The sequence below is a fragment of the Flagellimonas allohymeniacidonis genome, from assembly GCF_004296335.1.
Lineage (GTDB): Bacteria > Bacteroidota > Bacteroidia > Flavobacteriales > Flavobacteriaceae > Flagellimonas > Flagellimonas allohymeniacidonis.
Genome location: NZ_SGIU01000002.1, coordinates 435935 through 458406, shown reverse-complemented (window position 1 = coordinate 458406; position 22472 = coordinate 435935). Strand labels below are relative to the sequence as shown.

Sequence of the window (22472 nt, the reverse complement as noted above, 5' to 3'; positions counted from 1 at the left end):
CTGTGTCACCTCGATTTCAATTGAGAGGTGTCTACTTGGATTTCAAGTACAGGCACTTTTTGTCATAATCTATTACGGCTTTCCCTTTTTTTAGAACGTCCGCCCCTACAATTCCATCAACGGGAAGGGCATTGCGGGTGGTTAGCGCCTGGTTTACATGGACCAGGTCGAACAACACGATATGCTGCTTGCGTTTTTTCCAAGCGCCGATTTGAATTTTGTTTTTATTAGACACTAAGGTTTCCATTTCAGTGGCACCGGCACCAGCCGCTTTTATGTCCGAAGTCTTTGATACCATTTTGAAGAATTCCAGTTTATCCATATCCACACAGGTGTTGGATGCTCCGGTATCCAAGATGAACCTTCCAGACACTCCATTGATCTTAGCTGAAATTTCAAAGTGATTGGTTTCGGTCAACACCAGAGGGATTCTCACATAGTTTTTTGTTTGCAAAAACTTCTTCAACGATTTCATGGATATACTTAAAAAATAAGGTTCAAAAACATCTAAGATAAGTCTATTTTTGTTTCATGATCATAACCGATACCCACACCCATTTGTATAGCGAAGCTTTTGATGAGGACCGTGACCTTATTATTAAAAAGGCTATGACCGCTGGGGTGCAGCGCTTTTTTATTCCAGCCATAGATTCCACATATACCGAGTCCATGTTGACGTTGGAAGCCAAATATCCGGAACATGTTTTTTTAATGATGGGATTACATCCAACCCATGTTAAGGAAAATTTCAAAGAAGAATTGGCCCATGTGGAAGAAATGCTTGCCCACAGAAGTTTCTATGCCGTGGGTGAAATAGGCATTGATTTATATTGGGACAAAACGTTTTTAACTCAACAACAGGAAGCTTTTCTCTATCAAATAGAGCTGGCTAAAAAATATAATCTACCCATAGTTATCCACTGCAGAGAATCTTTTGATGAAATTTTTGAGGTCTTGGAACAAGCGAAGGGGGAGAACCTATATGGAATTTTTCATTGCTTTACCGGAACTTTGGATCAGGCCCATAAAGCAATGTCCTACAATATGAAGCTGGGTATTGGAGGTGTGGTAACCTTTAAAAATGGAAAAATCGACCAATTTTTAAACCAAATCCCTTTAGAGCACATTGTTTTGGAGACGGATTCTCCTTATTTGGCCCCTGTACCTTATCGGGGTAAGCGAAATGAAAGTGTATATATTGTAAAGATATTGGAAAAATTAGCTGACATTTACGGAGTGGAGGCAGGAAAAATTGCAGAAGTGACAACGGCAAATTCAAAAGCAGTTTTTGGTATTTAAATGGCAAAGAAGAGCAACATCCTTTTGATATATACTGGGGGAACCATTGGTATGGTGAAGGATTATAAAACAGGGGCGTTACGGGCTTTTAATTTTAACGAACTGATTAATAACCTGCCCGAACTCAATCAACTGGAATGTGAAATTCGAGGGGTTTCCTTCAAAAAGCCGATAGATTCATCCAGTATGAATCCCAAACACTGGGCCACCATTGCCACCATTGTTGAAAACAACTATGCGGATTTTGATGGTTTTGTGGTATTGCATGGCAGTGATACCATGAGTTATTCGGCATCTGCCTTGAGTTTTATGTTGGAGAATTTGGATAAGCCTGTCATTTTCACCGGGTCGCAATTGCCCATTGGGGATTTAAGGACCGATGCCAAGGAGAATCTTATCACTTCCATTCAAATTGCTGCGCTGACCGAAAATGGCATCCCCATAATAAGAGAAGTTGGGCTGTATTTTGAATACAAACTTTATCGCGCGAACCGAACTACCAAAATCAATGCCGAACATTTTGAAGCTTTTACCTCGCTCAATTACCCTCCCTTGATTGAATCTGGGGTTCATTTGAACGTGTTCTATCCAAATTTGTACACAGGTACCGATTCGAAAACACCCCTTATGGCCAATAAGAAGATGGATACCAATGTGGCCATACTAAAACTGTTTCCTGGCCTTTGTCGAAACGTTTTGGAGTCTGTTTTAAAAATTTCTGGACTTAAAGCATTGGTCCTAGAGACCTATGGAGCAGGCAATGCCCCAACAGAAGATTGGTTTTTGACTGCATTGGAAAACGCCCTAGCCAATGGCCTACATATCATTAATGTGACCCAATGCTCGGGAGGGAGTGTGGCAATGGGTCAGTATGAATCCAGTAGAAGGCTTAAGGCGATGAGCATGATAAACGGTAAGGACATTACCACCGAGGCTGCCATTACCAAAGCGATGTACCTTTTGGGCAATAGGGTTCCGAGCAAAGATTTTAAGCGACTTTTCGAAACTTCATTAAGGGGCGAGATGCGCCAAAATTAACGCCTCAAATTTCCTTAAATAATTATTTTTTTGTTTATTGGTCAGCTCATTTATTGTAAAAAGAGAGGTGGCCGAGTGGTCGAAGGCGCACGCCTGGAAAGTGTGTATACACCAAAAGTGTATCGAGGGTTCGAATCCCTTCCTCTCTGCTAGGTATTTAAGTTTTTCAATTGCAAAATTTTTATATCTTTAACATTATTAACTAACTAAATTTAAGTTTGAAAGAAATGAAAAAAATATCCTTGACTCTGGCTACTGCCGGAATGTTTGTTTTAGGAACTACATCTGCATCTGCAGCGATGTTTCAGGAAGAGGCTGAAGCCGGTAAAGGTTTCACCCAAGTGCTAAAAGAACAGTTCATTCAGGGTGGTCCGGCCTTTATGGGAATTGTACTTCTTTGTTTGATTTTGGGATTGGCAGTTGCCATCGAAAGAATTATCTATTTGAATTTGGCAAGTACAAATTCCGCTAAGTTGAAGCAACAAGTTGAAGATGCTTTGGCTTCCGGTGGCGTTGAAGCCGCCAAAGAAGTGTGTCGAAACACCAAAGGGCCCGTTGCTTCAATCTTCTACCAAGGATTGGACAGAGCAGGTGAAGGATTGGAATCTGCTGAAAAAGCTGTAGTAGCCTACGGTGGGGTACAAATGGGACAATTGGAGAAAAATGTTTCTTGGTTATCCCTGTTTATCGCCATTGCGCCCATGCTTGGGTTCATGGGTACGGTAATTGGTATGATTGCGGCCTTCCAGAAAATTGCAGCTGTGGGTAACTTAAGTGCCTCTCTTATTGCAGGTGATATTCAGGTAGCGTTATTGACCACGGTATTTGGTCTGATCACAGCCATTATTCTTCAGATTTTCTACAACTATATTATTGCAAAAATCGATAGTATCGTAAACGACATGGAAGACTCCTCCATATCCTTGATTGATATGTTGGCAGCGCACAAAAAATAATTACGAAATAAAAACTATCGAGGATCATGAATAAAATAATTAAAATAGTGCTTATCGCCATTGGGTTGCTTGCTGCAGTATTGTGGTTCTCCTTGCCTTCTAGCGATGACCCAGATGCCATCAACAGTGGTGCAATGAACTTCATGTTCATTATTATGTACCTGCTTTTGGCAATTGCGGCAATTTCAGCTATAGTGTTCGGATTTGGCAAATTGTTTTCCACTCCGGGAAGTCTGAAAAAGGCCTTGTTCGCGATTGGAGGATTGGCCATCATTGTGGCTATATCCTATGGACTTTCTTCGGATAATGCCGCTGTTGTTGAGACGATGTCACAAAGAGGAGTTGAAACGACAGAAGGAACTGTTAAAAATGTGGGAATGGGATTGAATGTTTTCTTTATCCTTTCCGCTGTAGCGGTTGTGCTAATGGTTTTTCCAGGATTGAAGAAGTTATTTGTAAAGTAAAAAAGCAAAATTATGCCTAGAAGAAAAGGTGCACCGGAAGTAAATGCTGGCTCTATGGCCGACATTGCATTCTTGCTGCTTATCTTTTTCTTGGTGACCACCACCATTGAAACAGATGCAGGCTTGGATCGTATGTTGCCGCCCATTGAACCGCCAGATGAGAATGTGGTTATTAAGCAGAAGAACATCTTTACAGTAAATATCAATAAAAATGGTCAGTTATTGGTCGAAGATCAGCTAATGCAGCTGAAAGACCTTCGCGAAGCTGCGATGAGCTTTTTGGAAAATGGTGCTGATGGCTCTTGTAACTACTGTCAGGGTAGGAAAAACCCAGAATCATCGGATAATCCAGATAAGGCAATTATCTCTTTGAAGAATGACAGGGAGACCAAGTACAGTACTTATATTACAGTTCAAAACGAATTGGTGGGCGCATATAACGATTTAAGAAATCGGGAAGCGCAACGCTTATATGGTAGGGATTTTACGGTAATGGAAGCAGAATTCCTGAACCCAGAAACACCTTCCAATGTTCGTGACGAGCTAAAAGATAAAGTAAAGCGAGTTCAAGAGATGTTTCCACAGAAACTATCAGAAGCAGAGACAACAAGTAATTAAAGATTAAACCTTATGGGAAAATTTGCAAAAAAGAAAGACGGCGATTTACCAGCTGTTTCCACTGCTTCCTTACCTGATATTGTATTTATGTTATTGTTCTTTTTTATGACGGTAACCACAATGAAAGATAGCTCGTTGCTTGTGGAAAACACACTTCCAAATGCTTCTGAGATAAAGAAGCTGGAAAAGAAGGATAGGGTAATCTATATTTATGTAGGGAAACCCACAAGAGAGTACCAAAAGGTATTTGGTACCGAGCCGAAAATACAATTGAATGATAAATTTGCAAGTGTTGAGGAAGTGGGCTCCTATATTTTAGCGGAGCGAGCTAAAAAGCCTCAAGAGCTTCAAAATGTGTTGACGACTGCACTGAAGGTTGATAAGAACGCCAATATGGGTCTTATCGCTGATATCAAGCAACAATTGAGAAAAGTAAATGCGCTTAAGGTGAATTACACCACCTATGAGGGCAATGCCTTCAATAATCTGCAGTAAACAATAGCTTAGATTTAGTAAGAAACGCTTCAAATTAAATGAAATTTGAAGCGTTTCTTTTTTTAATTACTTACTGAAGTATGTCGGCAAGAACAACCTTGGTTCTAGTTTGGTTACCGCTTTTTTTTCAGATTCAACTGAGTTTGGGACAGACGGTACCACAAGACTCCTTGATAGTAGATGTAGATTCGAGATATCTCGAGGACCAATTCTATATAGGGGTGGGCATCAATTTCTTAGGAAATCGACCTAACGATGTTGTTCAAAGCAGTCTGTCATATAGTTTGCAGCTGGGTTTTATTAAGGACATTCCCTTGAATAAGGCTAGAAATTTTGGAATAGGGTTAGGACTGGGCTATGCCGCAAATTCGTACTATAGCAACATTGGAGCTGACCGCAGCACTGGTGAGATTCAATATCTAATTTTGAATTCTGATGAGTTTACCAGGAGTAAGTTGGAAACCCATACCGTTGAGTTACCCTTTGAGATTCGTTGGAGAACATCTACGGCAACTGATTATAAATTTTGGAGGATTTACACTGGACTAAAAGTAGGCTACGTTTTTTCTGGAAGGTCAAGATTGGTGTCCGATATGGAAACTGTGGGTTTTTACAATGATGATTTTCAGGATTTTCAATATGGACTCACTTTGAATTTTGGCTATAATACCTGGAATGTTCAAGCATATTATGGCCTAAATCCATTGCTAAAAAGTGGTACACTGCTAAATACTGGGGAATCCATAGAAGCAAATGTGCTTCGTGTTGGTATAATTTTTTACATCCTATAACCAATATCTTAAAATCAACATTTGGGAAAGCACACCCAATAAAAACCCTATCAATAGTTCTGTTTTGCTATGGGCTCGAAGGTACAGCCTAGCAGTGGCGACCAGGCCGGTCAGCAGGGTAAAAACACTTATCGCCAAGGTAATGTTTATCTCAAAATGAATGCTCAAGGCAACCATGAACATCAAAATACTGCCCATTCCCAGCAGGTGGATACTGGTTTTGAACTTTAGGAACAACAAGATCAAGGTAGCCCCTGTAGCGGTCAGAAGACCCAAGAAAAAGTAAAATAATTCTGGCACATAATTATTGGGAATTACCTTGTACAGAATCATCAATAACAAGATGGCATTAATGTAGAGGGGATATTTTCGCTCTTTAAGTGTCGGTAAAAAAATGGAGTGGATAACACCCAGATTTTTAAGAATCAAAAAGAAAATTATGGGAATGATCACGGTCAAAATAAAGATGGGCAGAATGTTACCACTCTGAATCTCCAGCGAACTATATCTGGGGGTTACCAAAAAATACATAACCGTTCCACCGATGGGTACAAACAGGGGATGAAAAATGTACGAGATAATATTTAGAAAATGTCGCATTAGATTTGTTTTCGAAGCCGGGCTACAGGGATTCCCAATTGTTCCCTGTATTTGGCTACGGTTCTTCTAGCGATGGGGTAACCTCGTTCTTTAAGAATTTTGGCAAGTTTGTCGTCGGTCAATGGCTTTTTCTTCTCTTCTTCTCCAATGACCGTTTCCAATATCTTTTTGATTTCTTTCGTTGAAACATCTTCCCCTTGAACATTTTTCATGGCTTCGGAGAAAAAGTCCTTAATGAGTTTGGTGCCATAAGGAGTATCCACATACTTGCTATTGGCAACACGCGAGACTGTTGAAACATCCATCCCGATTTGGTCGGCAATGTCCTTTAAAATCATGGGCCGCAACTTCCTCTCATCACCTGTTAAAAAATACTCTTTTTGATAGTTCATTATGGTGTTCATCGTAACGAAAAGAGTTTGTTGTCGCTGTTTGATGGCATCAATGAACCATTTGGCGGCATCAAGTTTTTGTTTGATGAAAAGAACGGTATCTTTTTGTGACTTGGATTTTTCTTTGGCGTTTTTATACCCTTGCAACATATTGTTGTACTCTCTGGACACATGAAGTTCAGGAGCGTTTCTTCCATTGAGGGTAAGTTCAAGTTCCCCCTCTACTATTCGGATGGAAAAGTCAGGAACGATGTGTTCGATAATCCTTGTGTTTCCAGCATATGAGCCGCCAGGCTTCGGGTTCAATTTTTCTATTTCGGTGATGGCGTCCTTAAGTTCAGCTTCGGTAATTTGATGTTTTTGAATGAGCTTTGCGTAGTGCTTTTTGGTAAACTGCTCAAAAGACTTTTCCAAGAGCGCAATGGCTAATTCAACCGAGGGGGTCTTTTCCTTTCTTTTTAGCTGAATGATCAAACACTCACCCAACGACCTTGCCGCAACACCTGGGGGATCCAAGCCTTGAACCGTCTTCAAAACGGCCTCAATCTTTTCTTCCTCTACATAAATGTTCTGGGTAAACGCCAAATCATCCATGATATCCATTAAGGGCCGGCGGATATAGCCACTTTCATCTACGCTGCCCACCAAGAATTCTGCTATGGCCCACTCCTCATCATCTAAATAGATCGTATTGAGTTGGTTCAATAAATACTGATTAAAGGAAATACCTGATGCATAGGGTATGCTTTTTTCGTCATCATCGGGACTGTAATTGCTAGTTTGGGTCCTATAGTCGGGAACTTCGTCGTCACTTAAATAGTCATCAATATTGATGTCGTCAGTGGAAATGGTATCTGCGTCCCCCGAATCCTCGAAACCATCGTAATCTTCGTCTATGCGGTCGTTATCCTCCTTACCGCTCTCCAAAGCCGGGTTTTCCTCCAACTCTTGTTTGAGTCGTTGCTCAAAAGCCTGTGTGGGCAATTGAATCAACTTCATCAACTGAATTTGCTGGGGAGACAGTTTTTGGGAAAGCTTAAACTGGAGATGTTGCTTTAACATAGGACTAAGGGGTCTTCCTTCCCTATAAATTTAAGGATTACAATTAAAACTCGGCATTCTGAGGGGACCTCGGATAGGGTATGACATCCCTAATATTGCCCATACCGGTAGCGAACTGGACTAGCCTTTCAAAGCCAAGTCCAAAACCACTATGAATAGCAGTACCAAACCTTCTTAAGTCTAAATACCACCATAGCTCTTTCTCGTCAATATCCAATTCCTTGATTTTTTGCTGTAATACATCCAATCGTTCCTCTCTTTGCGAACCTCCAACAAGTTCTCCAATACCGGGGAACAATACATCCATGGCCCGAACCGTCTTACCATCTTCGTTTAGGCGCATGTAAAATGCCTTGATACTGGCAGGATAATCAAAAAGAATAACAGGACATTTGAAATGCTTTTCCACTAAAAAACGTTCGTGCTCACTTTGCAGGTCGGCGCCCCATTCGTTGATAGGAAACTGGAACTTTTTCTTTTTGTTGGGCTTGCTATTTTTTAAGATGTCGATGGCTTCAGTATAGGTCACTCGCTTAAAGTTGTTGTCAACAATGAACTTTAACTTTTCAATAAGCGCCATGTCGCTGCGCTCATTTTGGGGCTTGGATTTTTCTTCATCCAAAAGTCTTTTTTCCAAGAAAGCGAGATCTTCCTGGCAATTTTCTAGAACATAACTAATGACCTGTTTAATAAAATCTTCCGCCAAATCCATGCTGGCGTCAAGATCATAAAAAGCCATTTCGGGTTCGATCATCCAAAATTCAGCCAAATGACGTGAGGTGTTTGAGTTTTCGGCCCTAAAAGCGGGTCCAAATGTGTACACCTTCCCCAATCCCATGGCATAGGTTTCAGCTTCCAATTGCCCCGAAACAGTAAGATTGGTTTCCTTGGCGAAGAAATCCTGACTGTAATCCACCTCACCCTTCTCATCTACCGGAGGACTTTTGGGGTCGAGCGTGGTCACCCTGAACATTTCACCTGCGCCCTCGGCATCTGAACCGGTAATGATAGGCGCATGCATATAATAAAACCCGTTTTGCTGAAAATAGCTATGAATGGCAAAAGCCAAGGCGGAGCGTACGCGCATTACTGCTGAAAACGTACTGGTACGTACTCTCAGGTGAGCTTTTTCACGTAAAAACTCCAGGGAATGTTTTTTAGGTTGAATTGGATAGGTTTCAGGGTCGGCCGTTCCATGCACAAATACATCATCGGATTGAATTTCCACACTTTGCCCTCTTCCCTGACTCTCTACCAATTTACCGGTTATCTTCAATGCGGCCCCAGTAGAGATTTGTTTAAGAAGGGATTCATCAAACTTCTCAAAATCCAAGACACATTGAAGGTTCTGTAAGGTTGAACCATCATTCAATGCAATGAATCGGTTGCTTCTGAAAGTTTTTACCCATCCATTTACTTCTACAGTTTCTCCAATAGGCTGCTTTGCAAGCAGTTCTTTGATAGCAGTTGACTTCATTTTTGCCTTTGCTGAAATTAAGCGGTAAAGATAGTTTTTTGGTCAATAACGAGAGCAATCAAACCAATAGATTTAAAGGGTTCGAAGCTGTTATTTGTCCTTTAAACTGACCTCTTCCTTTGGAAGGATATCGATTTGCGGTTTTTTCAAAACTTGTTTGTTGGCAATACTTCTTTCCAAAGAGAGCAGAAGTGATGGTAATAAAATAAGATTGGCCAACATGGCAAAGAGCAAGGTGGCTGAAACCAATCCACCTAGTGCTTTAGTACCACCAAAGCTCGAAATTATAAATACCGAAAACCCGAAGAAAAGCACAATGGATGTGTAGAACATGCTAACCCCTGTTTCTCTCAAAGCGGCATAGACCGATCTTTTGATTTGCCATTTATTGGCGGTAAGCTCTTGCCGATATTTGGCCAAAAAGTGAATCGTATCGTCAACCGAAATACCAAAAGCAATACTAAACACCAAAATGGTAGAGGGTTTTATGGGTATACCAAGATAACCCATCAATCCAGCGGTGATAACCAAAGGCAAAAGATTGGGAATCAAGGAAATAATGATCATTCTAAAGGACCTAAACAAATACGCCATAAATAGCGAAATGAGACCTATGGCCAAGGCTAAAGAAATCAATAGGTTTTTGACCAGATACTTGGTTCCTTTAAGGAAAAGCAAAGCCTTTCCTGTCATAAAAACATTATAGCGCTCTTGAGGAAAATATTTGGAAATAGCATCAAGGATATCAGTCTCAATTTCCTCCATGCGATCAATCTTTACATCGCGGAGATAGGTAGTCAATCGTGCGGTCTGCCCAGTACTATCCACAAAACTCTCCAATAAATCGCCTTCGGCTGAGGATTTTCTCACCATATCCATAATGAAGGTATTCTCTTGTGAAGTCGGTAATTGGTAATATTTGGGAATACCATTATAAAAGGCCTGTTTGGAATATTTTACCAAATCTACCATGGAAATGGGCCTCGATAATTCGGGAGTTTCCTGTATCACAGTGCCAAGTTGGTCCATCCGTCTCAAAGTAGCAGGTCTTACGGCGCCGTTTTTACGCTTCGTGTCCACCACAATCTCCATGGGCATAATGCCGTCGAACTCCTGTTCAAAAAAGCGAATGTCCTTAAAATAATGGGTGTTTTTTGGAAGGTCTTCGATACGACTTCCCGTAATTTCAATTTGGTAGATTCCGATGATGCTCAAAATAAGCACTATAAGTGTCGTGACATAAACGCCAATACGATAATGCCGTACCATCCGCTCCATCCAATCAACAAAGAGGTCTATCCACTTTTTATTGAGGTGTTTTAAGTGCTTGGTTTTCGGAAGCGCCATAAAACTGTAGATAATGGGAATGATAAGCAGTGATAAAATGAAAATTCCAATGATGTTGATGGAAGCTACGATACCAAATTCCTTTAAAAGGTCGCTATCCAAAATAATGAAGGTGGCAAAGCCCGAAGCTGTGGTAATGTTGGTCATGAGGGTGGCATTTCCAATTTTTGAAATTACCCTCTGAAGTGAAAGCGCCTGGTTCCCGTGCTTTTTAACCTCTTGCTGATATTTATTGATAAGAAAAATACAGTTGGGGATACCTATAACAATGATCAATGGAGGAATGAGTGCAGTTAAAATGGTGATTTCGTACTGAAGAAGCCCCAAAATTCCAAAAGCCCACATCACACCGATGACTACGACGCACATAGAAATGAAGGTGGCCCGAAAACTTCTAAAAAAGAAAAAGAATATTAGTGAAGTGACCAATAATGCCGCGACAATGAAAATGCCAATTTCATCCACAATGGACTTTGTATTCCATGTTCGGATGTAGGGCATCCCAGAAATGTGCATATCCAACTGGGTCTCCTCTTCAAAGTTTTGCACCAAATCCCTAAGATCGTTCAATATGAACTCATTCCTTACCGGGGTACTCATGATATCTTTATCCAAATAGGCTATGGTCTGAATGGTTTCGCTATCAGGATTGTATATTAAACCATTATAAAATGGAAGGTTGTTAAGAAGATGATCTTTTAGTTGAGTTACCTCAGCTTGGGTTTCTGGGGGATTTTTGATAAAATCCTCAATAACAAATTCCTGTTTCTCATTGTCCTTTTCGAGCACTTTGAGGTTATCTGTGGAAACCACAAAATCGATTTCAGGAAAAGCTTCCAGTTGTTTGCTAAACTTATTCCATCGGTTGAAATTGTTAGGTTGAAACAGTGCGGCATCCCTTACGGCAAAGACAATGGCATTTCCTTCTTCCCCAAAAATCTTGGTAAAGGCACTATACTGAACACTGGCAGGATGATCGTTTGGGAGAATATTCGCTTCGGTATTGGAGAACTGGATGTTTTTCCATTGCATGGCAAGGAATACCGTGGCGGCTGCTACCAGAAACAAAATAAGAATTCTGTTTCTTAGGATAATGCGGGCAACTTTGGGCCAAAAACCACGGGTAAGCTTATTTACCATATACCGAATATTGGGCGCAAAGGTAGAAAATGATAGGTTGCGCTCCTAAAGAATGGAATCATGATTTAAAAGGGGGGTTAAACCTTCATGATTTCCGTCTCTTTCACGGAAAGAATGGCATCCACTTTTTGACTGTATTTATCAGTGAGTTCCTGCACATCTACTTCGGCATTGCTTTTCAAATCTTCGGATACATCAAGTCTTTTGATCTCCTTATTTGCATCTTGTCTCGCATTTCGAATGCTCACTTTCGCATCCTCAGCCTCACCTTTCGCTTGTTTTACCAATTGGATTCTTCGTTCTTCAGTCAACGGAGGAACATTGATAATGACCATTTCTCCATTGTTCATGGGGTTGAAACCTAGGTTTGCGTTCATAATGGCCGTTTCAATATCCTGTAGGATACTTTTCTCCCAAGGCTGAACGGAGATGGTGCGGGCATCGGGTGTATTAATATTGGAAACTTGCGAAAGCGGTGTGGGTGAGCCGTAGTATTCAATCATAACGGTGGAAAGCATAACGGGACTGGCCTTACCGGCCCTGATTTTTACCAAGGCTTTTTCCAAGTGCGAAATGCTACCATCCATACTTTCTTTTGTGCTATCCAGTATAAAATCTATTTCTTCGTTCATTTTTTAGTTTTTGGGATTTGACAACAAATTGCTTGCCGATCTATACATTGACCACGGTTCCAATTTTCTCCCCATTGACCAGTTTCATGAGATTGCCTTTCGTGTTCATATCAAAAACCACAATGGGAAGTTCATTTTCTTGACTTAGGGTGAAGGCCGTTGTGTCCATCACTTTAAGACCTTTTGAAATTACATCATTGAAGGTAATATTGTCAAATTTGGTGGCACTTTTATCCTTTTCTGGATCTGAGGTATAAATTCCATCCACACGAGTTCCTTTTAGGATGACATCGGCCTTGACTTCAATTGCTCTAAGCACAGCGGCTGAATCTGTTGTAAAATAAGGGTTGCCCGTACCACCACCAAAAATTACTACCCGTCCTTTTTCAAGATGTCGTATCGCTCTTCTTCGAATAAAGGGCTCCGCTACCTCATTGATTTTTATGGCAGATTGCAATCTTGTTTCTACACCTACTTGCTCCAGTGCACTTTGCAAGGCCAAACCATTGATCACTGTCGCCAACATACCCATATGGTCTCCCTGAACTCGGTCCATTCCTTGACTGGCACCCGAAAGACCCCTAAAAATGTTTCCGCCACCGATAACCACAGCGACTTCGATTCCCTTGTCCACAACAGCTTTTATCTCCTCGGCATATTCGGCAAGCCTTTTTCCGTCAATTCCGTATTGCTGTTCTCCCATGAGCGCTTCTCCGCTCAATTTTAAAAGAATTCTTTTGTATTGCATGTGGGTGTGTTGAAATCCGGACAAAAATAATCAAAAATATTTAGGCTTTCGAGCATCCTAATGAGTGGTTTTAGGGGAAAAATGATGAAAAAATTATACTTTTTGTAACCTTTTCAAAAAGACGCAGTATATCCTAAAACGAACCAAAAACGTAAACAACTTGAACGACCTAACGGACAACGCTCTCATGTTAAAAGTAAAATCTGGAGACTTGGACAAACTGGGGCTACTCTACGAACGCCATAAGAAGCGACTGTTTGGGTTTTTCTATAATCTGGGCAACAATCCCTCTGTCAGCGAAGATTTGGTTCAGAATGTGTTCGTTCGTATGGTGAAGTACAAAGGTTCATATACAGGTGAGGGCATGTTTGCTGCCTGGATGTTTCGAATGGCAAGAAACGTCAACTACGATTATCATAAAAAGATGGCCAAGGAAAGTATCTCACTCAATGTAACGTCCGAGGAATTGGGGGAGCCAATGGAAGATGGTTTTAATGAGGGTATTGAAAAAGAAGGTAATTCAGCATTGCTTCGAAGAGCTTTGGCCAAGCTGTCCGATGATAAAAGGGAACTTCTAATGATGAGCAAATACCGAGGGTTAAAGTTTAAGGAATTGGCAGAATTTATGGACTGTACAGAAGGTGCGGCCAAAGTAAGGGTTCATAGAGCTCTTAAAGAGCTCAGAACCATATTTTTAGAACTGGAAATATCATGACCATGGATAAGGAAAAATTTGAAATGAAGCTGATGGATTATCTAAGTGGAGATATCTCAAAGGAGGATAGAGCGATATTTGAAAAGCTGCTGAGTGAAAATGAAGCCTATCAAAAAGAATATGCCGATTTATCAAAGGCATGGTCCCATTTGGAAGCCTTGGATACGCCAGAACCTTCACCGGAAATGGATGAAACTTTCTTCACCATGTTGTCGAAGGAGATTGGAAACGAACCAAGGAATACCTTTTGGAATTCGATCTTAGAAATCTTTTCCCAAATGTGGAAACCTAAACTGGCCTATGGTATCCTATTGCTGGGTATCGGTTTGGGAGTAGGGTATTTTCTTAATCCAGCAGAATCCAATTTTCCAAATCAGGAGGTTGTTGCAGCAGAGAATGAGGCCGAAGAGGTTCGCCAGCGCCTTGTGTTGACCCTTTTGGAACAACCATCGGCCAATCAGCGACTGCAAGGCGTCAGTGAGGCCAATAAAATAAGTAAGGTGGACAGTATTGTGGTAAAGGCTCTGCTGCAAACGCTGAACGGTGACCCTAACGTGAATGTGAGGTTGGCGGCCATAGAGTCATTGACGAACTATTTGGAGAATCCATTGGTCAGGCAAGGACTTGTGCAGTCCATAGCGCATCAAGAATCACCCATTCTTCAGGTTACTTTGGCCAACTTAATGGTTGCCTTGCAAGAAAAGGCCTCCATCGAACCATTCCGGCAATTGCTGAAAGAAAAGACCTTGGACACAACGGTGAAGAAGAAAATCGAGAATTCCATTGAATCCATAATCTAGAGTTTATTTATCAATCCGTCTCCATTGAGACAAAAATCAAATTACGAACAGTCAAATAATCAAAATGATGAAACAGATTATTTTATCGCTATTTCTCATCTTTTGGGTGGGAATGCAAAGTTCGGAGGCTCAGAAAAAAGAGTTTTCAGAACGTATTACGAAGGAAGTGGGCTTGGAAAATGTTCCCACCAATACTTTAATAATTCGAAATTTCTTCGGTTCCATTTCGGTTGAAGGGTATTCAGGAAATCAGGTGTTGGTGAATGTCAAACGAACCATTTGGGCCGACTCCGCTACAGATCTTGAGTTGGGCAAGAAAGAGTTGCAGCTCAAAGTTATTCAGGAGTCGGATAGAGTGGTGCTTCGCCCCGACGCTCCCTACATCCAATTTGATGATGAGAAATTGAGCTTTAATTGGTGCAATAATGAGGAAGTGCCATACGATCATCAATTGGATTTCACCATTAAGGTCCCAAATTCGGTTAAGATTATGGTAAGTGGTGTAAACGACGGGGATGTAGTTGTAAAAAACACCAAAGGCACTTACCTAAAGGCCGCCAATGTAAATGGGGGTATTACCTTGACCAATGTTACAGGGAAAACCAAAGTGAATTGCATCAACGGACCGGTTACCATATCCTATGCGGACAACCCCACAGAGGCATCAGAGTATTACTCTTTGAATGGGGATATCAACATCTCCTATCAAAAATCACTTTCTGCCAATATTTCCTTTAAGAGTATGAACGGGGATATGTTTACTGATTTTGATATCAACAAACAATTTGTGAAAACCAATAAAGAATCCAGTAAAGGAAATAAACCCAAATATAGATATGAATCAAAACCGGTTGTGCAAATAGGAAATGGCAACATTGATTTTGATTTTGAAACACTGAACGGAGATGTATACATTAAAAAGATATAAGTCTATGAAAAATTTGAAGTTGATTATGGCCATACTGTTTATGGGTATCGCCACCGGAATATCGGGACAGGAAAAGAGTATTGATTTGTTTACCATTCCATTGAGTTCCCCTGGTAACGAGGGTCTCTTGGAAGTGGAACAGGTGAGAGGTTCGATAACAGTAAATGCCTATGAAGGCAAGGAGGTAATTGTAAAGGTTTCTGTGGATGAAGATGAAGTGAAAACCACAAAAACCAAGGCGGGCCTCAAACGAATAGGAGGTTCAGGGCTCAATATAAGTGCCGAGGAGAAAAACAATATAGTTCAAATTGAAAATGAGGCGTGGAACAAAAAAACAGACTTTGATATCAAGGTTCCCGCTAACTTTTCATTGAAGCTGAGTACTGTGAATGAGGGGGATATTTACGTGAAAGGAGTGACGGGATCATTGGAAATCAGCAATGTGAACGGACATATTACCTTGGATAATGTAAGTGGCTCTGTGACTACAAATACAACCAATGGTGAAGTCAAGGTAAGTTTCGACCGTATTGCGAATCAAGACAACATGGCCTTTAGCAGTTTTAATGGTGATGTGGAGGTTACTTTTCCAAGTTCGCTAAAAGCAAACATAAAGGCAAAATCGGAAATGGGAGATGTATATACCGACTTTAATATGGTTGTGTCAGATAATAAGCCACAAGTGGATACGAGCAAGTCTTCTGGGAAGTACAAGGTAAAGATAGAGCAGTGGGTCCGCGGCACCATTAATGGTGGCGGTCCAGAAATGCTCTTCAAAACTTTCAATGGTGATATCCTTATAAAATCGAGGTAAGTACAACGCATGAAAATGAAAAAAGCCGCTTCCAACAAGAAGCGGCTTTTTTATGAAGTTACGTTTTGCTTATCCCAAAGCTACCCTCTGAAATCCGGTTACTTCCAAATTGGAATCCACAGATTTTACATATTGGGCAACACTTTGTTTGCTGTCTTTAATGAAAGCTTGGTTCACCAAAGTATTATCCTTGAAGAAACGCTTCAGTTTTCCTTTTGCGATATTTTCCAACATAGCCTCCGGCTTTCCTTCCTGACGCAATTGGTCTTTTGCAATCTCGATTTCTTTGTCAATGATGGATTGATCCACACCATCTTCATTCAAAGCAACAGGATTCATGGCAGCTGCTTGCATAGCCACATCTTTGGCTGCTTCAGCAGAACCGTCAACCGCTGCAGATAAACCTACCAAGGTTGCAATTTTGTTTCCGGCGTGTATATAAGACCCAACAAAAGGGGCATTCAATCGCTCAAAGCTTCCAATCTCGATTTTTTCACCAATTACACCAGTTTGTTCCGTTAACTTTTCAGATACGGTAATCCCGTTATAAGGTGCACTAAGAAAAGAATCTTTGCTATCGTAATCCAAGGCCAATTCGGCAAGCTCGTTGGCCAAGCTGACAAAGGTGTCATTTTTGGCAACGAAGTCAGTTTCACAATTCAAAGAAATAATGACTCCACTGGATTGGTCTGTACTGACTTTTGCAATTGCAGCACCTTCAGAAGAATCTCTATCGGCTCTCTTGGCAGCAACTTTTTGTCCTTTCTTTCTAAGGATTTCAATTGCTTTATCAAAATCACCTTCAGCTTCAACTAGGGCTTTCTTGCAATCCATCATTCCAGCCCCGGTCATTTTTCTTAATTTATTTACGTCTGCGGCGGTAATGTTTGCCATTTTCTTTCTCGTTTAAAATTATATAAAGTAAAAAAGTGTCAATGAATATGGGTTTAGGTCAATGCTTAATTGCATCGCTCTATTCCACACCTCCTTTGGCTTTTTCTTGCCATTCTTTTAGCTCGTCCCATTTTCCATTAGCAGCCATTTTAGCTTGTTTTGGCCAAGTTGTGGGATCTAAATGCGCCATTCGGGAGCTAGCCTCGGTCAAAATCTCTTTGATTTTGTCCGCTTTAGCTTTCGATAGGTCTGCATAGGTATTGATGCCATTGTTGTTCAATGCTTCAGCAGCTTTTGGTCCAATACCCTCTATTTTTGTCAAGTCCTCAACCTCTGCAGCAGGGGCTGGAGCCTCCTTCTTTGCTTTTGGCTCAGCTACTTTTTCTTTTTTCTCCTCAACAGGGGCGGCTTCTTCCTTAACCTCTTTTGCGGTTACTTTTTCTTCCTCAACTGCAGGAGCCGGAGCAGCTTCCTTTGCTGGAGCTTCAGCTACGGCTTCAGCCGTTTCCGTTGCAGCTTTTTTCTCTTCTTGCTTATCGTTCTTGCGGTCAGCCAAACCTTCGGCCACAGCTTCGGTCACCTCAGTAAGGATAACTTCAATGGACTTTCCGGCATCATCATTGGCAGGGATTACAAAATCAATAGGTCGAGGGTCAGAGTTGGTATCCACCATGGCAAAAATTGGGATGTTCAATTTTTGTGCTTCCTTCACTGCGATGTGCTCTCTCATTGTATCAACGATGAAAATTGCCCCGGGCAAACGGGTCATGTCAGCAATGGAACCTAGGTTTTTCTCCAATTTGGCCCTTAGACGATCAACCTGCAATCTTTCTTTTTTGGAAAGTGTGTTGAACGTTCCATCTTTTTTCATTCGATCAATCGCTGCCATCTTCTTAACAGCTTTTCGAATGGTGACAAAGTTGGTCAACATACCTCCTGGCCATCTCTCCGTAATGTAAGGCATGTTTACATTGGACACCTTATCAGCTACGATGTCCTTCGCCTGCTTTTTCGTAGCTACGAAAAGAATTTTTCTACCGGAAGATGCAATTTTTTTCAAAGCCTCTTTGGCTTCGTCCAGCTTTGCTACGGTTTTGTAAAGATTGATAACGTGGATTCCGTTACGCTCCATGTAGATGTAAGGAGCCATGTTCGGATTCCATTTTCTGGTTAGGTGCCCAAAATGCACACCAGCTTCAAGTAAGTCTTTGACTTCAGTTTTGCTTGCCATTTTTTGTACTTAGTTTACGTTCCGTTGTAGTAGCAATGAGTGGGTGGTCACTTTCGTTCGCCCCATCCATTTAGATGCTAAACTAGTATCCAAAAAGTTGATTATTGCTCTTTGGAACAACGACAACTTGTTTTAAAATATAACCCTGAAACGTTTCAGGGTTTTCAATGAACCTATATAATAAAGGTGTCGAAACACCCAAAAAATTCTTAACGCTTGGAGAATTGGAATTTCTTACGCGCTTTCTTCTGACCAAACTTCTTACGTTCAACCATCCTTGGATCCCTTGTTAATAGACCTTCAGGCTTAAGAACAGTTCGGTTCTCTTCGTTGATTTCACACATGGCCCTGGACAATGCCAATCGAATAGCTTCGGCTTGGCCAGTAATTCCTCCTCCATAAACATTGACTTTTACATCGTAACTGTCTTCATTGCCAGTTAATGCAAAAGCTTGTTGAACTTTGTATTGTAAAGTAGCTGTAGAAAAATAGTCCTTGTAATCTTTTTTGTTTACAGTGATGTTTCCCTTTCCTTCAGAAAGATATACTCTAGCTACTGCAGTTTTTCTTCTTCCTATCTTGTGAACAACTTCCATTATTTGTAGTCGTTTAAGTTTATTGCTCTTGGTTTTTGCGCATCATGTCCGTGCTCAGTCCCGGCATATACTTTTAAGTTTCTAAAAAGATCAGCACCCAATCTGTTTTTTGGAAGCATTCCCTTTATGGACTTCTCAACAATACGCTCTGGCTGTTTGTCCAACATTTCAATCGCGGTAGTCTCACGCTGACCCCCAGGATATCCTGTATATCTTTGGTAAGTTTTATCTGCCCACTTGTTGCCTGATAGATTGATTTTCTCAGCATTGATTACAATAACGTTGTCACCACAATCAACATGGGGGGTAAAATTGGTTTTATGTTTTCCTCTAAGGAGCTTGGCCACTTTTGAAGCCAACCTACCCAAGGTTTGCCCCTCTGCATCAACCAACAACCATTCTTTTGAAACGGTTGATTTATTGGCGGAAATCGTCTTGTAACTTAATGTATCCACTTCTACAATATTAATCGTTTAATAACCTAATTCGTTAAACGGGCTGCAAATGTACAATTATTAGATTGAATTACAAATGCCTGATTCGGAATATTTTTCTTTTTTTAGAATCTTGCCGGAGGTCTTATTAGAGTGACAAATCAATGAACCTAAATACTGTTAAAAATGCAATAATTCTATGTTAAAGTGTAACTGTTTCGAATTTGGATGGTCTTTATTGTAACTAATCAAATCAAAAAACGTAAACAGTGAGACAACCAACCCTCTTGTCCGCCCTGTTCATTCTTTTATTTTGGGCGAGCACGTATGCATCCAATCCAGATACCACGCAGGTGGTGGCCAAGAAAATTTATGTAACCCAAGCCATAGGCGAAGCAAAACCACCCGCCATCGATGGACTGCTTGACGAGCAAGTCTGGAATATAGTCGAGTGGACGGGAGATTATGTTGAATTCCAGCCTGATGAAAACACGCCGCCCAGTTATCAGACCAAATTTAAAATCGTGTATGACGCCAAATTCCTTTATATAGGAGTGCGCTGTTATGACGAAGAACCCGACAAGATTGTAAAACGACTTTCGCGAAGAGATGGTTTTGACGGTGATTGGGTCGAGTTTAACATCGATAGTTACCATGATCAACGTACGGCATTTTCGTTTACCGTTACAGCTGCAGGGGTGAAGGGAGATGAGTTTGTATCGAACAATGGCAGCAATTGGGATGGTAGTTGGAACCCTATTTGGTACACCAAAACCAATGTGGATGAAGAAGGATGGACGGCAGAGTTGAAGATTCCACTGAGCCAATTGAAATTTAGTGGTTCAGATGACCAGGTGTGGGGACTTCAATCCACAAGACGATTTTTTAGGGCAGAGGAGCGATCACTTTGGCAACGGAAACCCATTGATCAGCCAGGTTGGGTCAGTGAGTTTGGGGAACTGCATGGCCTAAAAAACATTGAACCCCAAAAACAACTCGAAGTTCAACCCTATACGGTAACCAGTGGCGAAACGTATGAGGCGGAAGAAGGAAATCCCTTTAGGGATGGTAATGAAAGCGACATCACGGTTGGTCTCGATGCCAAAATTGGAGTGACCAACGATCTTACGCTTGACCTTACTGTAAATCCAGATTTTGGCCAGGTGGAAGCAGACCCATCGGCCATTGCTTTGGATGGATTTCAGATATTTTTTCGTGAACAGCGTCCATTTTTCGTGGAAAACAAAAATATTTTCGACTTCAACGTTTCCCAATCGGAAGCGGGAAACACTTTCGGGTTTGACAATGTTTTTTATTCCAGACGAATTGGAAGGAGTCCGCAGGGCTCGCCCGATACCGCGGATAATGAGTTTATTGACCAGCCCGACAATACACCTATAATAGGTGCTGCAAAATTCAGCGGCAAAACAAGGGATGGCTGGGCCATAGGGGTTTTGGAAAGCGTAACGGCCAAGCGCTATGCTTCCATTGTTGATGAGGATGGGAACGGAAGAAGAGAGATGGTGGAGCCCTTGACCAATTATTTTGTCGGGCGTTTACAGAAAGACTTCAATGATCGCAATTCCTATATCGGAGGCATATTCACGGCAACCAATCGGGATAACCTTACCGATGAGTTGAACTTTTTGCATCGTTCGGCTTATACTGGCGGGGTGGATTTTAAGCATCAGTGGAATAATCGGGATTGGTATGTTGAGGGAAACATGATTTTCAGTCGTGTGGAAGGCAGTGAGGAGGCCATCCAGAATACCCAAGAATCCATAACCCACCTATTTCAAAGGGTGGATGCTGACCACGTGGAGGTCGAAGCTGATAGAACTTCACTTACAGGTACTGCAGGGAACCTTCAAATTGGAAAAATAGGAAATGGGCATTGGCGATTTGAGACTGGAGGTACTTGGAGGTCCCCGGAGTTGGAATTGAACGATATTGGTTTTCAAAGACAATCTGACGATATCCGTCATTATACCTGGATAGGTTATCAGACCTTAAAGCCCGATAGCACTTTTCGTCGTGTAGGAATCAACTACAACCATTGGAGCGCATGGGACTTTAATGGCAATCATAACAGTCTTCGATTTAATACCAATAGCTGGCAGAACTGGGAAAATAACTGGTTTTCCAACTTTGGATTTAATTATGCACCGATACAGTACGACAATTTTGCGCTTAGAGGAGGGCCCCGTCTAAGGCGTTCACCGGAATTGAGTTTTTGGAACTCGATTCGCACCGATAATCGAAAAAAGCTACGGTTTAATTTCTTCCATAGGGGACGGAAGGCTGTGGACAACTCGTATCGCTTCTATTATGTTGAAGCGGGTTTGGTGTATCAGCCGGTTAACGCAATTCGGGTTTCTGCTTTTCCATCCTTGAGCATTAACAATGACAAGTTGCAATTCATAGACAATTTTGATGATGTAGGGGGTACTCCGAGGTATCTGAATGGTGAAATTCAACAGCGTACACTAAGCATGTCATTCCGGTTCAACTATACAATAAACCCAAATTTAACGATTCAGTATTGGGGACAGCCTTTTATTTCTAGAGGGCGTTATTCCAATTTTAAGCACGTTACCGATGCCACGGCACAACGTTTCGAGAATCGGTTTTTAGGATATTCTGGTGATCAGATATCCTTGGCGGATGGCACCTATTCAATCGATGAAAACCTCAATGGTGATGTGGATTTTAGTTTCGATGACCCAGATTTTTCCTTTGTTCAGTTCAGGTCTAACTTGGTGATTCGGTGGGAGTATATTCCAGGGTCTGAAATTTTCTTGGTCTGGTCGCAAGATGTCTCCAGGGACGGAGATCCCACGCAGGGCCTTTTACGAAGTTTGGGGGACAACGCCTTTGGTCAAACCCCACAGAACATCTTTTTGTTAAAAGCAACCTATCGATTCGTTCTGTAGAATTCTTTTTTGAGGGTACGATTTATCTCATTTTTTCGTTCTATTGGTTATTATAACCCCACAAACAA

At 41.3% G+C, this 22472-nt stretch carries 23 protein-coding genes and 1 tRNA gene; 13 read left to right on the top strand and 11 right to left on the bottom strand.

Going from position 1 to position 22472, the window contains the following annotated elements:
- Window positions 1-31 precede the first annotated feature (31 nt).
- Window positions 32-475, bottom strand: a complete 444-nt coding sequence (locus EW142_RS10410) for a retropepsin-like aspartic protease (protein WP_130613598.1) — start codon at window positions 473-475, stop codon at window positions 32-34.
- Between the two features lie 56 nt (window positions 476-531).
- Between EW142_RS10410 and EW142_RS10405 the strand changes: the two genes are divergently transcribed.
- The 8 genes from EW142_RS10405 (at window position 532) to EW142_RS10370 (ending at window position 5661) form a co-directional block, all read left to right on the top strand.
- Window positions 532-1299 carry a TatD family hydrolase gene (locus EW142_RS10405; protein ID WP_130613596.1) on the top strand — a complete coding sequence of 256 codons (768 nt, stop codon included), beginning with the start codon at window positions 532-534 and terminating at the stop codon, window positions 1297-1299.
- Window positions 1300-2337 (top strand): asparaginase, encoded by a 1038-nt coding sequence (locus EW142_RS10400; RefSeq protein ID WP_130613594.1) that lies wholly within the window; start codon window positions 1300-1302, stop codon window positions 2335-2337.
- Window positions 2338-2398: 61 nt separating this feature from the next.
- Window positions 2399-2486, top strand: a tRNA-Ser gene (locus EW142_RS10395).
- 78 nt (window positions 2487-2564) lie between these two features.
- Window positions 2565-3293, top strand: a complete 729-nt coding sequence (locus EW142_RS10390; RefSeq protein ID WP_130613592.1) for a MotA/TolQ/ExbB proton channel family protein — start codon at window positions 2565-2567, stop codon at window positions 3291-3293.
- A 26-nt stretch (window positions 3294-3319) separates the two neighbouring features.
- Window positions 3320-3757 carry a hypothetical protein gene (locus EW142_RS10385; protein ID WP_130613590.1) on the top strand — a complete coding sequence of 146 codons (438 nt, stop codon included), beginning with the start codon at window positions 3320-3322 and terminating at the stop codon, window positions 3755-3757.
- Between the two features lie 12 nt (window positions 3758-3769).
- Complete coding sequence (locus EW142_RS10380; protein ID WP_130613588.1) at window positions 3770-4375, top strand: ExbD/TolR family protein; 606 nt, start codon at window positions 3770-3772, stop codon at window positions 4373-4375.
- Window positions 4376-4387: 12 nt separating this feature from the next.
- Window positions 4388-4870 (top strand): ExbD/TolR family protein, encoded by a 483-nt coding sequence (locus tag EW142_RS10375; protein ID WP_130613586.1) that lies wholly within the window; start codon window positions 4388-4390, stop codon window positions 4868-4870.
- Window positions 4871-4950: 80 nt separating this feature from the next.
- Window positions 4951-5661 (top strand): porin family protein, encoded by a 711-nt coding sequence (locus EW142_RS10370; protein ID WP_130613584.1) that lies wholly within the window; start codon window positions 4951-4953, stop codon window positions 5659-5661.
- Here EW142_RS10370 and EW142_RS10365 read toward each other — a convergent pair.
- The 6 genes from EW142_RS10365 to pyrH form a co-directional block, all read right to left on the bottom strand.
- Window positions 5656-6261: a hypothetical protein gene (locus EW142_RS10365; protein WP_130613582.1), complete on the bottom strand. Its 606-nt coding sequence runs from the start codon at window positions 6259-6261 to the stop codon at window positions 5656-5658. The two genes, EW142_RS10370 and EW142_RS10365, sit on opposite strands and share 6 nt — an antisense overlap.
- Window positions 6261-7715: an RNA polymerase factor sigma-54 gene (gene rpoN, locus EW142_RS10360; protein WP_130613580.1), complete on the bottom strand. Its 1455-nt coding sequence runs from the start codon at window positions 7713-7715 to the stop codon at window positions 6261-6263. The genes EW142_RS10365 and rpoN overlap by 1 nt, the downstream gene beginning before the upstream one ends.
- 43 nt (window positions 7716-7758) lie before the next feature.
- Window positions 7759-9192 carry an asparagine--tRNA ligase gene (gene asnS, locus EW142_RS10355; RefSeq protein ID WP_130613578.1) on the bottom strand — a complete coding sequence of 478 codons (1434 nt, stop codon included), beginning with the start codon at window positions 9190-9192 and terminating at the stop codon, window positions 7759-7761.
- Between the two features lie 90 nt (window positions 9193-9282).
- Window positions 9283-11679, bottom strand: a complete 2397-nt coding sequence (locus EW142_RS10350; protein ID WP_130613576.1) for an efflux RND transporter permease subunit — start codon at window positions 11677-11679, stop codon at window positions 9283-9285.
- Between the two features lie 77 nt (window positions 11680-11756).
- Window positions 11757-12311, bottom strand: a complete 555-nt coding sequence (gene frr, locus EW142_RS10345) for a ribosome recycling factor (RefSeq protein WP_130613574.1) — start codon at window positions 12309-12311, stop codon at window positions 11757-11759.
- Window positions 12312-12351: 40 nt separating this feature from the next.
- A complete protein-coding gene (pyrH, locus tag EW142_RS10340) occupies window positions 12352-13059 on the bottom strand; it encodes a UMP kinase (RefSeq protein WP_130613572.1) in 708 nt (235 codons plus the stop codon).
- A gap of 160 nt (window positions 13060-13219) precedes the next feature.
- Between pyrH and EW142_RS10335 the strand changes: the two genes are divergently transcribed.
- The 4 genes from EW142_RS10335 to EW142_RS10320 all read left to right on the top strand — a co-directional run bounded on the left by EW142_RS10335 (window position 13220) and on the right by EW142_RS10320 (window position 16316).
- Complete coding sequence (locus EW142_RS10335) at window positions 13220-13774, top strand: RNA polymerase sigma factor (RefSeq protein WP_130613570.1); 555 nt, start codon at window positions 13220-13222, stop codon at window positions 13772-13774.
- Window positions 13775-13776: 2 nt separating this feature from the next.
- The gene (locus tag EW142_RS10330) at window positions 13777-14574 is read left to right on the top strand and encodes a HEAT repeat domain-containing protein (RefSeq protein ID WP_165395257.1); all 798 of its coding nucleotides are present in this window, start codon (window positions 13777-13779) and stop codon (window positions 14572-14574) included.
- Window positions 14575-14641: 67 nt separating this feature from the next.
- Window positions 14642-15502 (top strand): DUF4097 family beta strand repeat-containing protein, encoded by an 861-nt coding sequence (locus tag EW142_RS10325; protein ID WP_205783250.1) that lies wholly within the window; start codon window positions 14642-14644, stop codon window positions 15500-15502.
- A 4-nt stretch (window positions 15503-15506) separates the two neighbouring features.
- On the top strand, window positions 15507-16316 hold the full coding sequence (locus EW142_RS10320) for a DUF4097 family beta strand repeat-containing protein (RefSeq protein ID WP_165395256.1): 810 nt from the start codon (window positions 15507-15509) through the stop codon (window positions 16314-16316).
- Window positions 16317-16385: 69 nt separating this feature from the next.
- On the opposite strand, the gene tsf is transcribed toward EW142_RS10320, so the two are convergent.
- The 4 genes from tsf to rplM form a co-directional block, all read right to left on the bottom strand.
- Window positions 16386-17210 carry a translation elongation factor Ts gene (gene tsf / locus EW142_RS10315; RefSeq protein ID WP_130613562.1) on the bottom strand — a complete coding sequence of 275 codons (825 nt, stop codon included), beginning with the start codon at window positions 17208-17210 and terminating at the stop codon, window positions 16386-16388.
- A gap of 79 nt (window positions 17211-17289) precedes the next feature.
- Window positions 17290-18441, bottom strand: coding sequence for a 30S ribosomal protein S2 (gene rpsB, locus EW142_RS10310; protein ID WP_130613560.1), 1152 nt, complete (start codon window positions 18439-18441; stop codon window positions 17290-17292).
- Between the two features lie 209 nt (window positions 18442-18650).
- On the bottom strand, window positions 18651-19037 hold the full coding sequence (gene rpsI, locus EW142_RS10305; protein ID WP_130613558.1) for a 30S ribosomal protein S9: 387 nt from the start codon (window positions 19035-19037) through the stop codon (window positions 18651-18653).
- Window positions 19037-19492 (bottom strand): 50S ribosomal protein L13, encoded by a 456-nt coding sequence (gene rplM / locus EW142_RS10300; RefSeq protein ID WP_130613556.1) that lies wholly within the window; start codon window positions 19490-19492, stop codon window positions 19037-19039. Before rplM ends, rpsI begins: the two co-directional genes overlap by 1 nt.
- Before the next feature lie 248 nt (window positions 19493-19740).
- Between rplM and EW142_RS10295 the strand changes: the two genes are divergently transcribed.
- On the top strand, window positions 19741-22404 hold the full coding sequence (locus EW142_RS10295) for a DUF5916 domain-containing protein (RefSeq protein ID WP_130613554.1): 2664 nt from the start codon (window positions 19741-19743) through the stop codon (window positions 22402-22404).
- The last annotated feature ends 68 nt before the right edge of the window (window positions 22405-22472 follow it).

What these genes read in the sequence shown, in the direction of transcription:
- EW142_RS10410 (WP_130613598.1), bottom strand. Translation starts at nt 475, where the DNA reads ATGAAATCGTTGAAGAAGTTTTTGCAAACAAAAAACTATGTGAGAATC.
- EW142_RS10405 (WP_130613596.1), top strand. Translation starts at nt 532, where the DNA reads ATGATCATAACCGATACCCACACCCATTTGTATAGCGAAGCTTTTGAT.
- EW142_RS10400 (WP_130613594.1), top strand. Translation starts at nt 1,300, where the DNA reads ATGGCAAAGAAGAGCAACATCCTTTTGATATATACTGGGGGAACCATT.
- EW142_RS10390 (WP_130613592.1), top strand. Translation starts at nt 2,565, where the DNA reads ATGAAAAAAATATCCTTGACTCTGGCTACTGCCGGAATGTTTGTTTTA.
- EW142_RS10385 (WP_130613590.1), top strand. Translation starts at nt 3,320, where the DNA reads ATGAATAAAATAATTAAAATAGTGCTTATCGCCATTGGGTTGCTTGCT.
- EW142_RS10380 (WP_130613588.1), top strand. Translation starts at nt 3,770, where the DNA reads ATGCCTAGAAGAAAAGGTGCACCGGAAGTAAATGCTGGCTCTATGGCC.
- EW142_RS10375 (WP_130613586.1), top strand. Translation starts at nt 4,388, where the DNA reads ATGGGAAAATTTGCAAAAAAGAAAGACGGCGATTTACCAGCTGTTTCC.
- EW142_RS10370 (WP_130613584.1), top strand. Translation starts at nt 4,951, where the DNA reads ATGTCGGCAAGAACAACCTTGGTTCTAGTTTGGTTACCGCTTTTTTTT.
- EW142_RS10365 (WP_130613582.1), bottom strand. Translation starts at nt 6,261, where the DNA reads ATGCGACATTTTCTAAATATTATCTCGTACATTTTTCATCCCCTGTTT.
- rpoN (WP_130613580.1), bottom strand. Translation starts at nt 7,715, where the DNA reads ATGTTAAAGCAACATCTCCAGTTTAAGCTTTCCCAAAAACTGTCTCCC.
- asnS (WP_130613578.1), bottom strand. Translation starts at nt 9,192, where the DNA reads ATGAAGTCAACTGCTATCAAAGAACTGCTTGCAAAGCAGCCTATTGGA.
- EW142_RS10350 (WP_130613576.1), bottom strand. Translation starts at nt 11,679, where the DNA reads ATGGTAAATAAGCTTACCCGTGGTTTTTGGCCCAAAGTTGCCCGCATT.
- frr (WP_130613574.1), bottom strand. Translation starts at nt 12,311, where the DNA reads ATGAACGAAGAAATAGATTTTATACTGGATAGCACAAAAGAAAGTATG.
- pyrH (WP_130613572.1), bottom strand. Translation starts at nt 13,059, where the DNA reads ATGCAATACAAAAGAATTCTTTTAAAATTGAGCGGAGAAGCGCTCATG.
- EW142_RS10330 (WP_165395257.1), top strand. Translation starts at nt 13,777, where the DNA reads ATGGATAAGGAAAAATTTGAAATGAAGCTGATGGATTATCTAAGTGGA.
- EW142_RS10325 (WP_205783250.1), top strand. Translation starts at nt 14,642, where the DNA reads ATGAAACAGATTATTTTATCGCTATTTCTCATCTTTTGGGTGGGAATG.
- EW142_RS10320 (WP_165395256.1), top strand. Translation starts at nt 15,507, where the DNA reads ATGAAAAATTTGAAGTTGATTATGGCCATACTGTTTATGGGTATCGCC.
- tsf (WP_130613562.1), bottom strand. Translation starts at nt 17,210, where the DNA reads ATGGCAAACATTACCGCCGCAGACGTAAATAAATTAAGAAAAATGACC.
- rpsB (WP_130613560.1), bottom strand. Translation starts at nt 18,441, where the DNA reads ATGGCAAGCAAAACTGAAGTCAAAGACTTACTTGAAGCTGGTGTGCAT.
- rpsI (WP_130613558.1), bottom strand. Translation starts at nt 19,037, where the DNA reads ATGGAAGTTGTTCACAAGATAGGAAGAAGAAAAACTGCAGTAGCTAGA.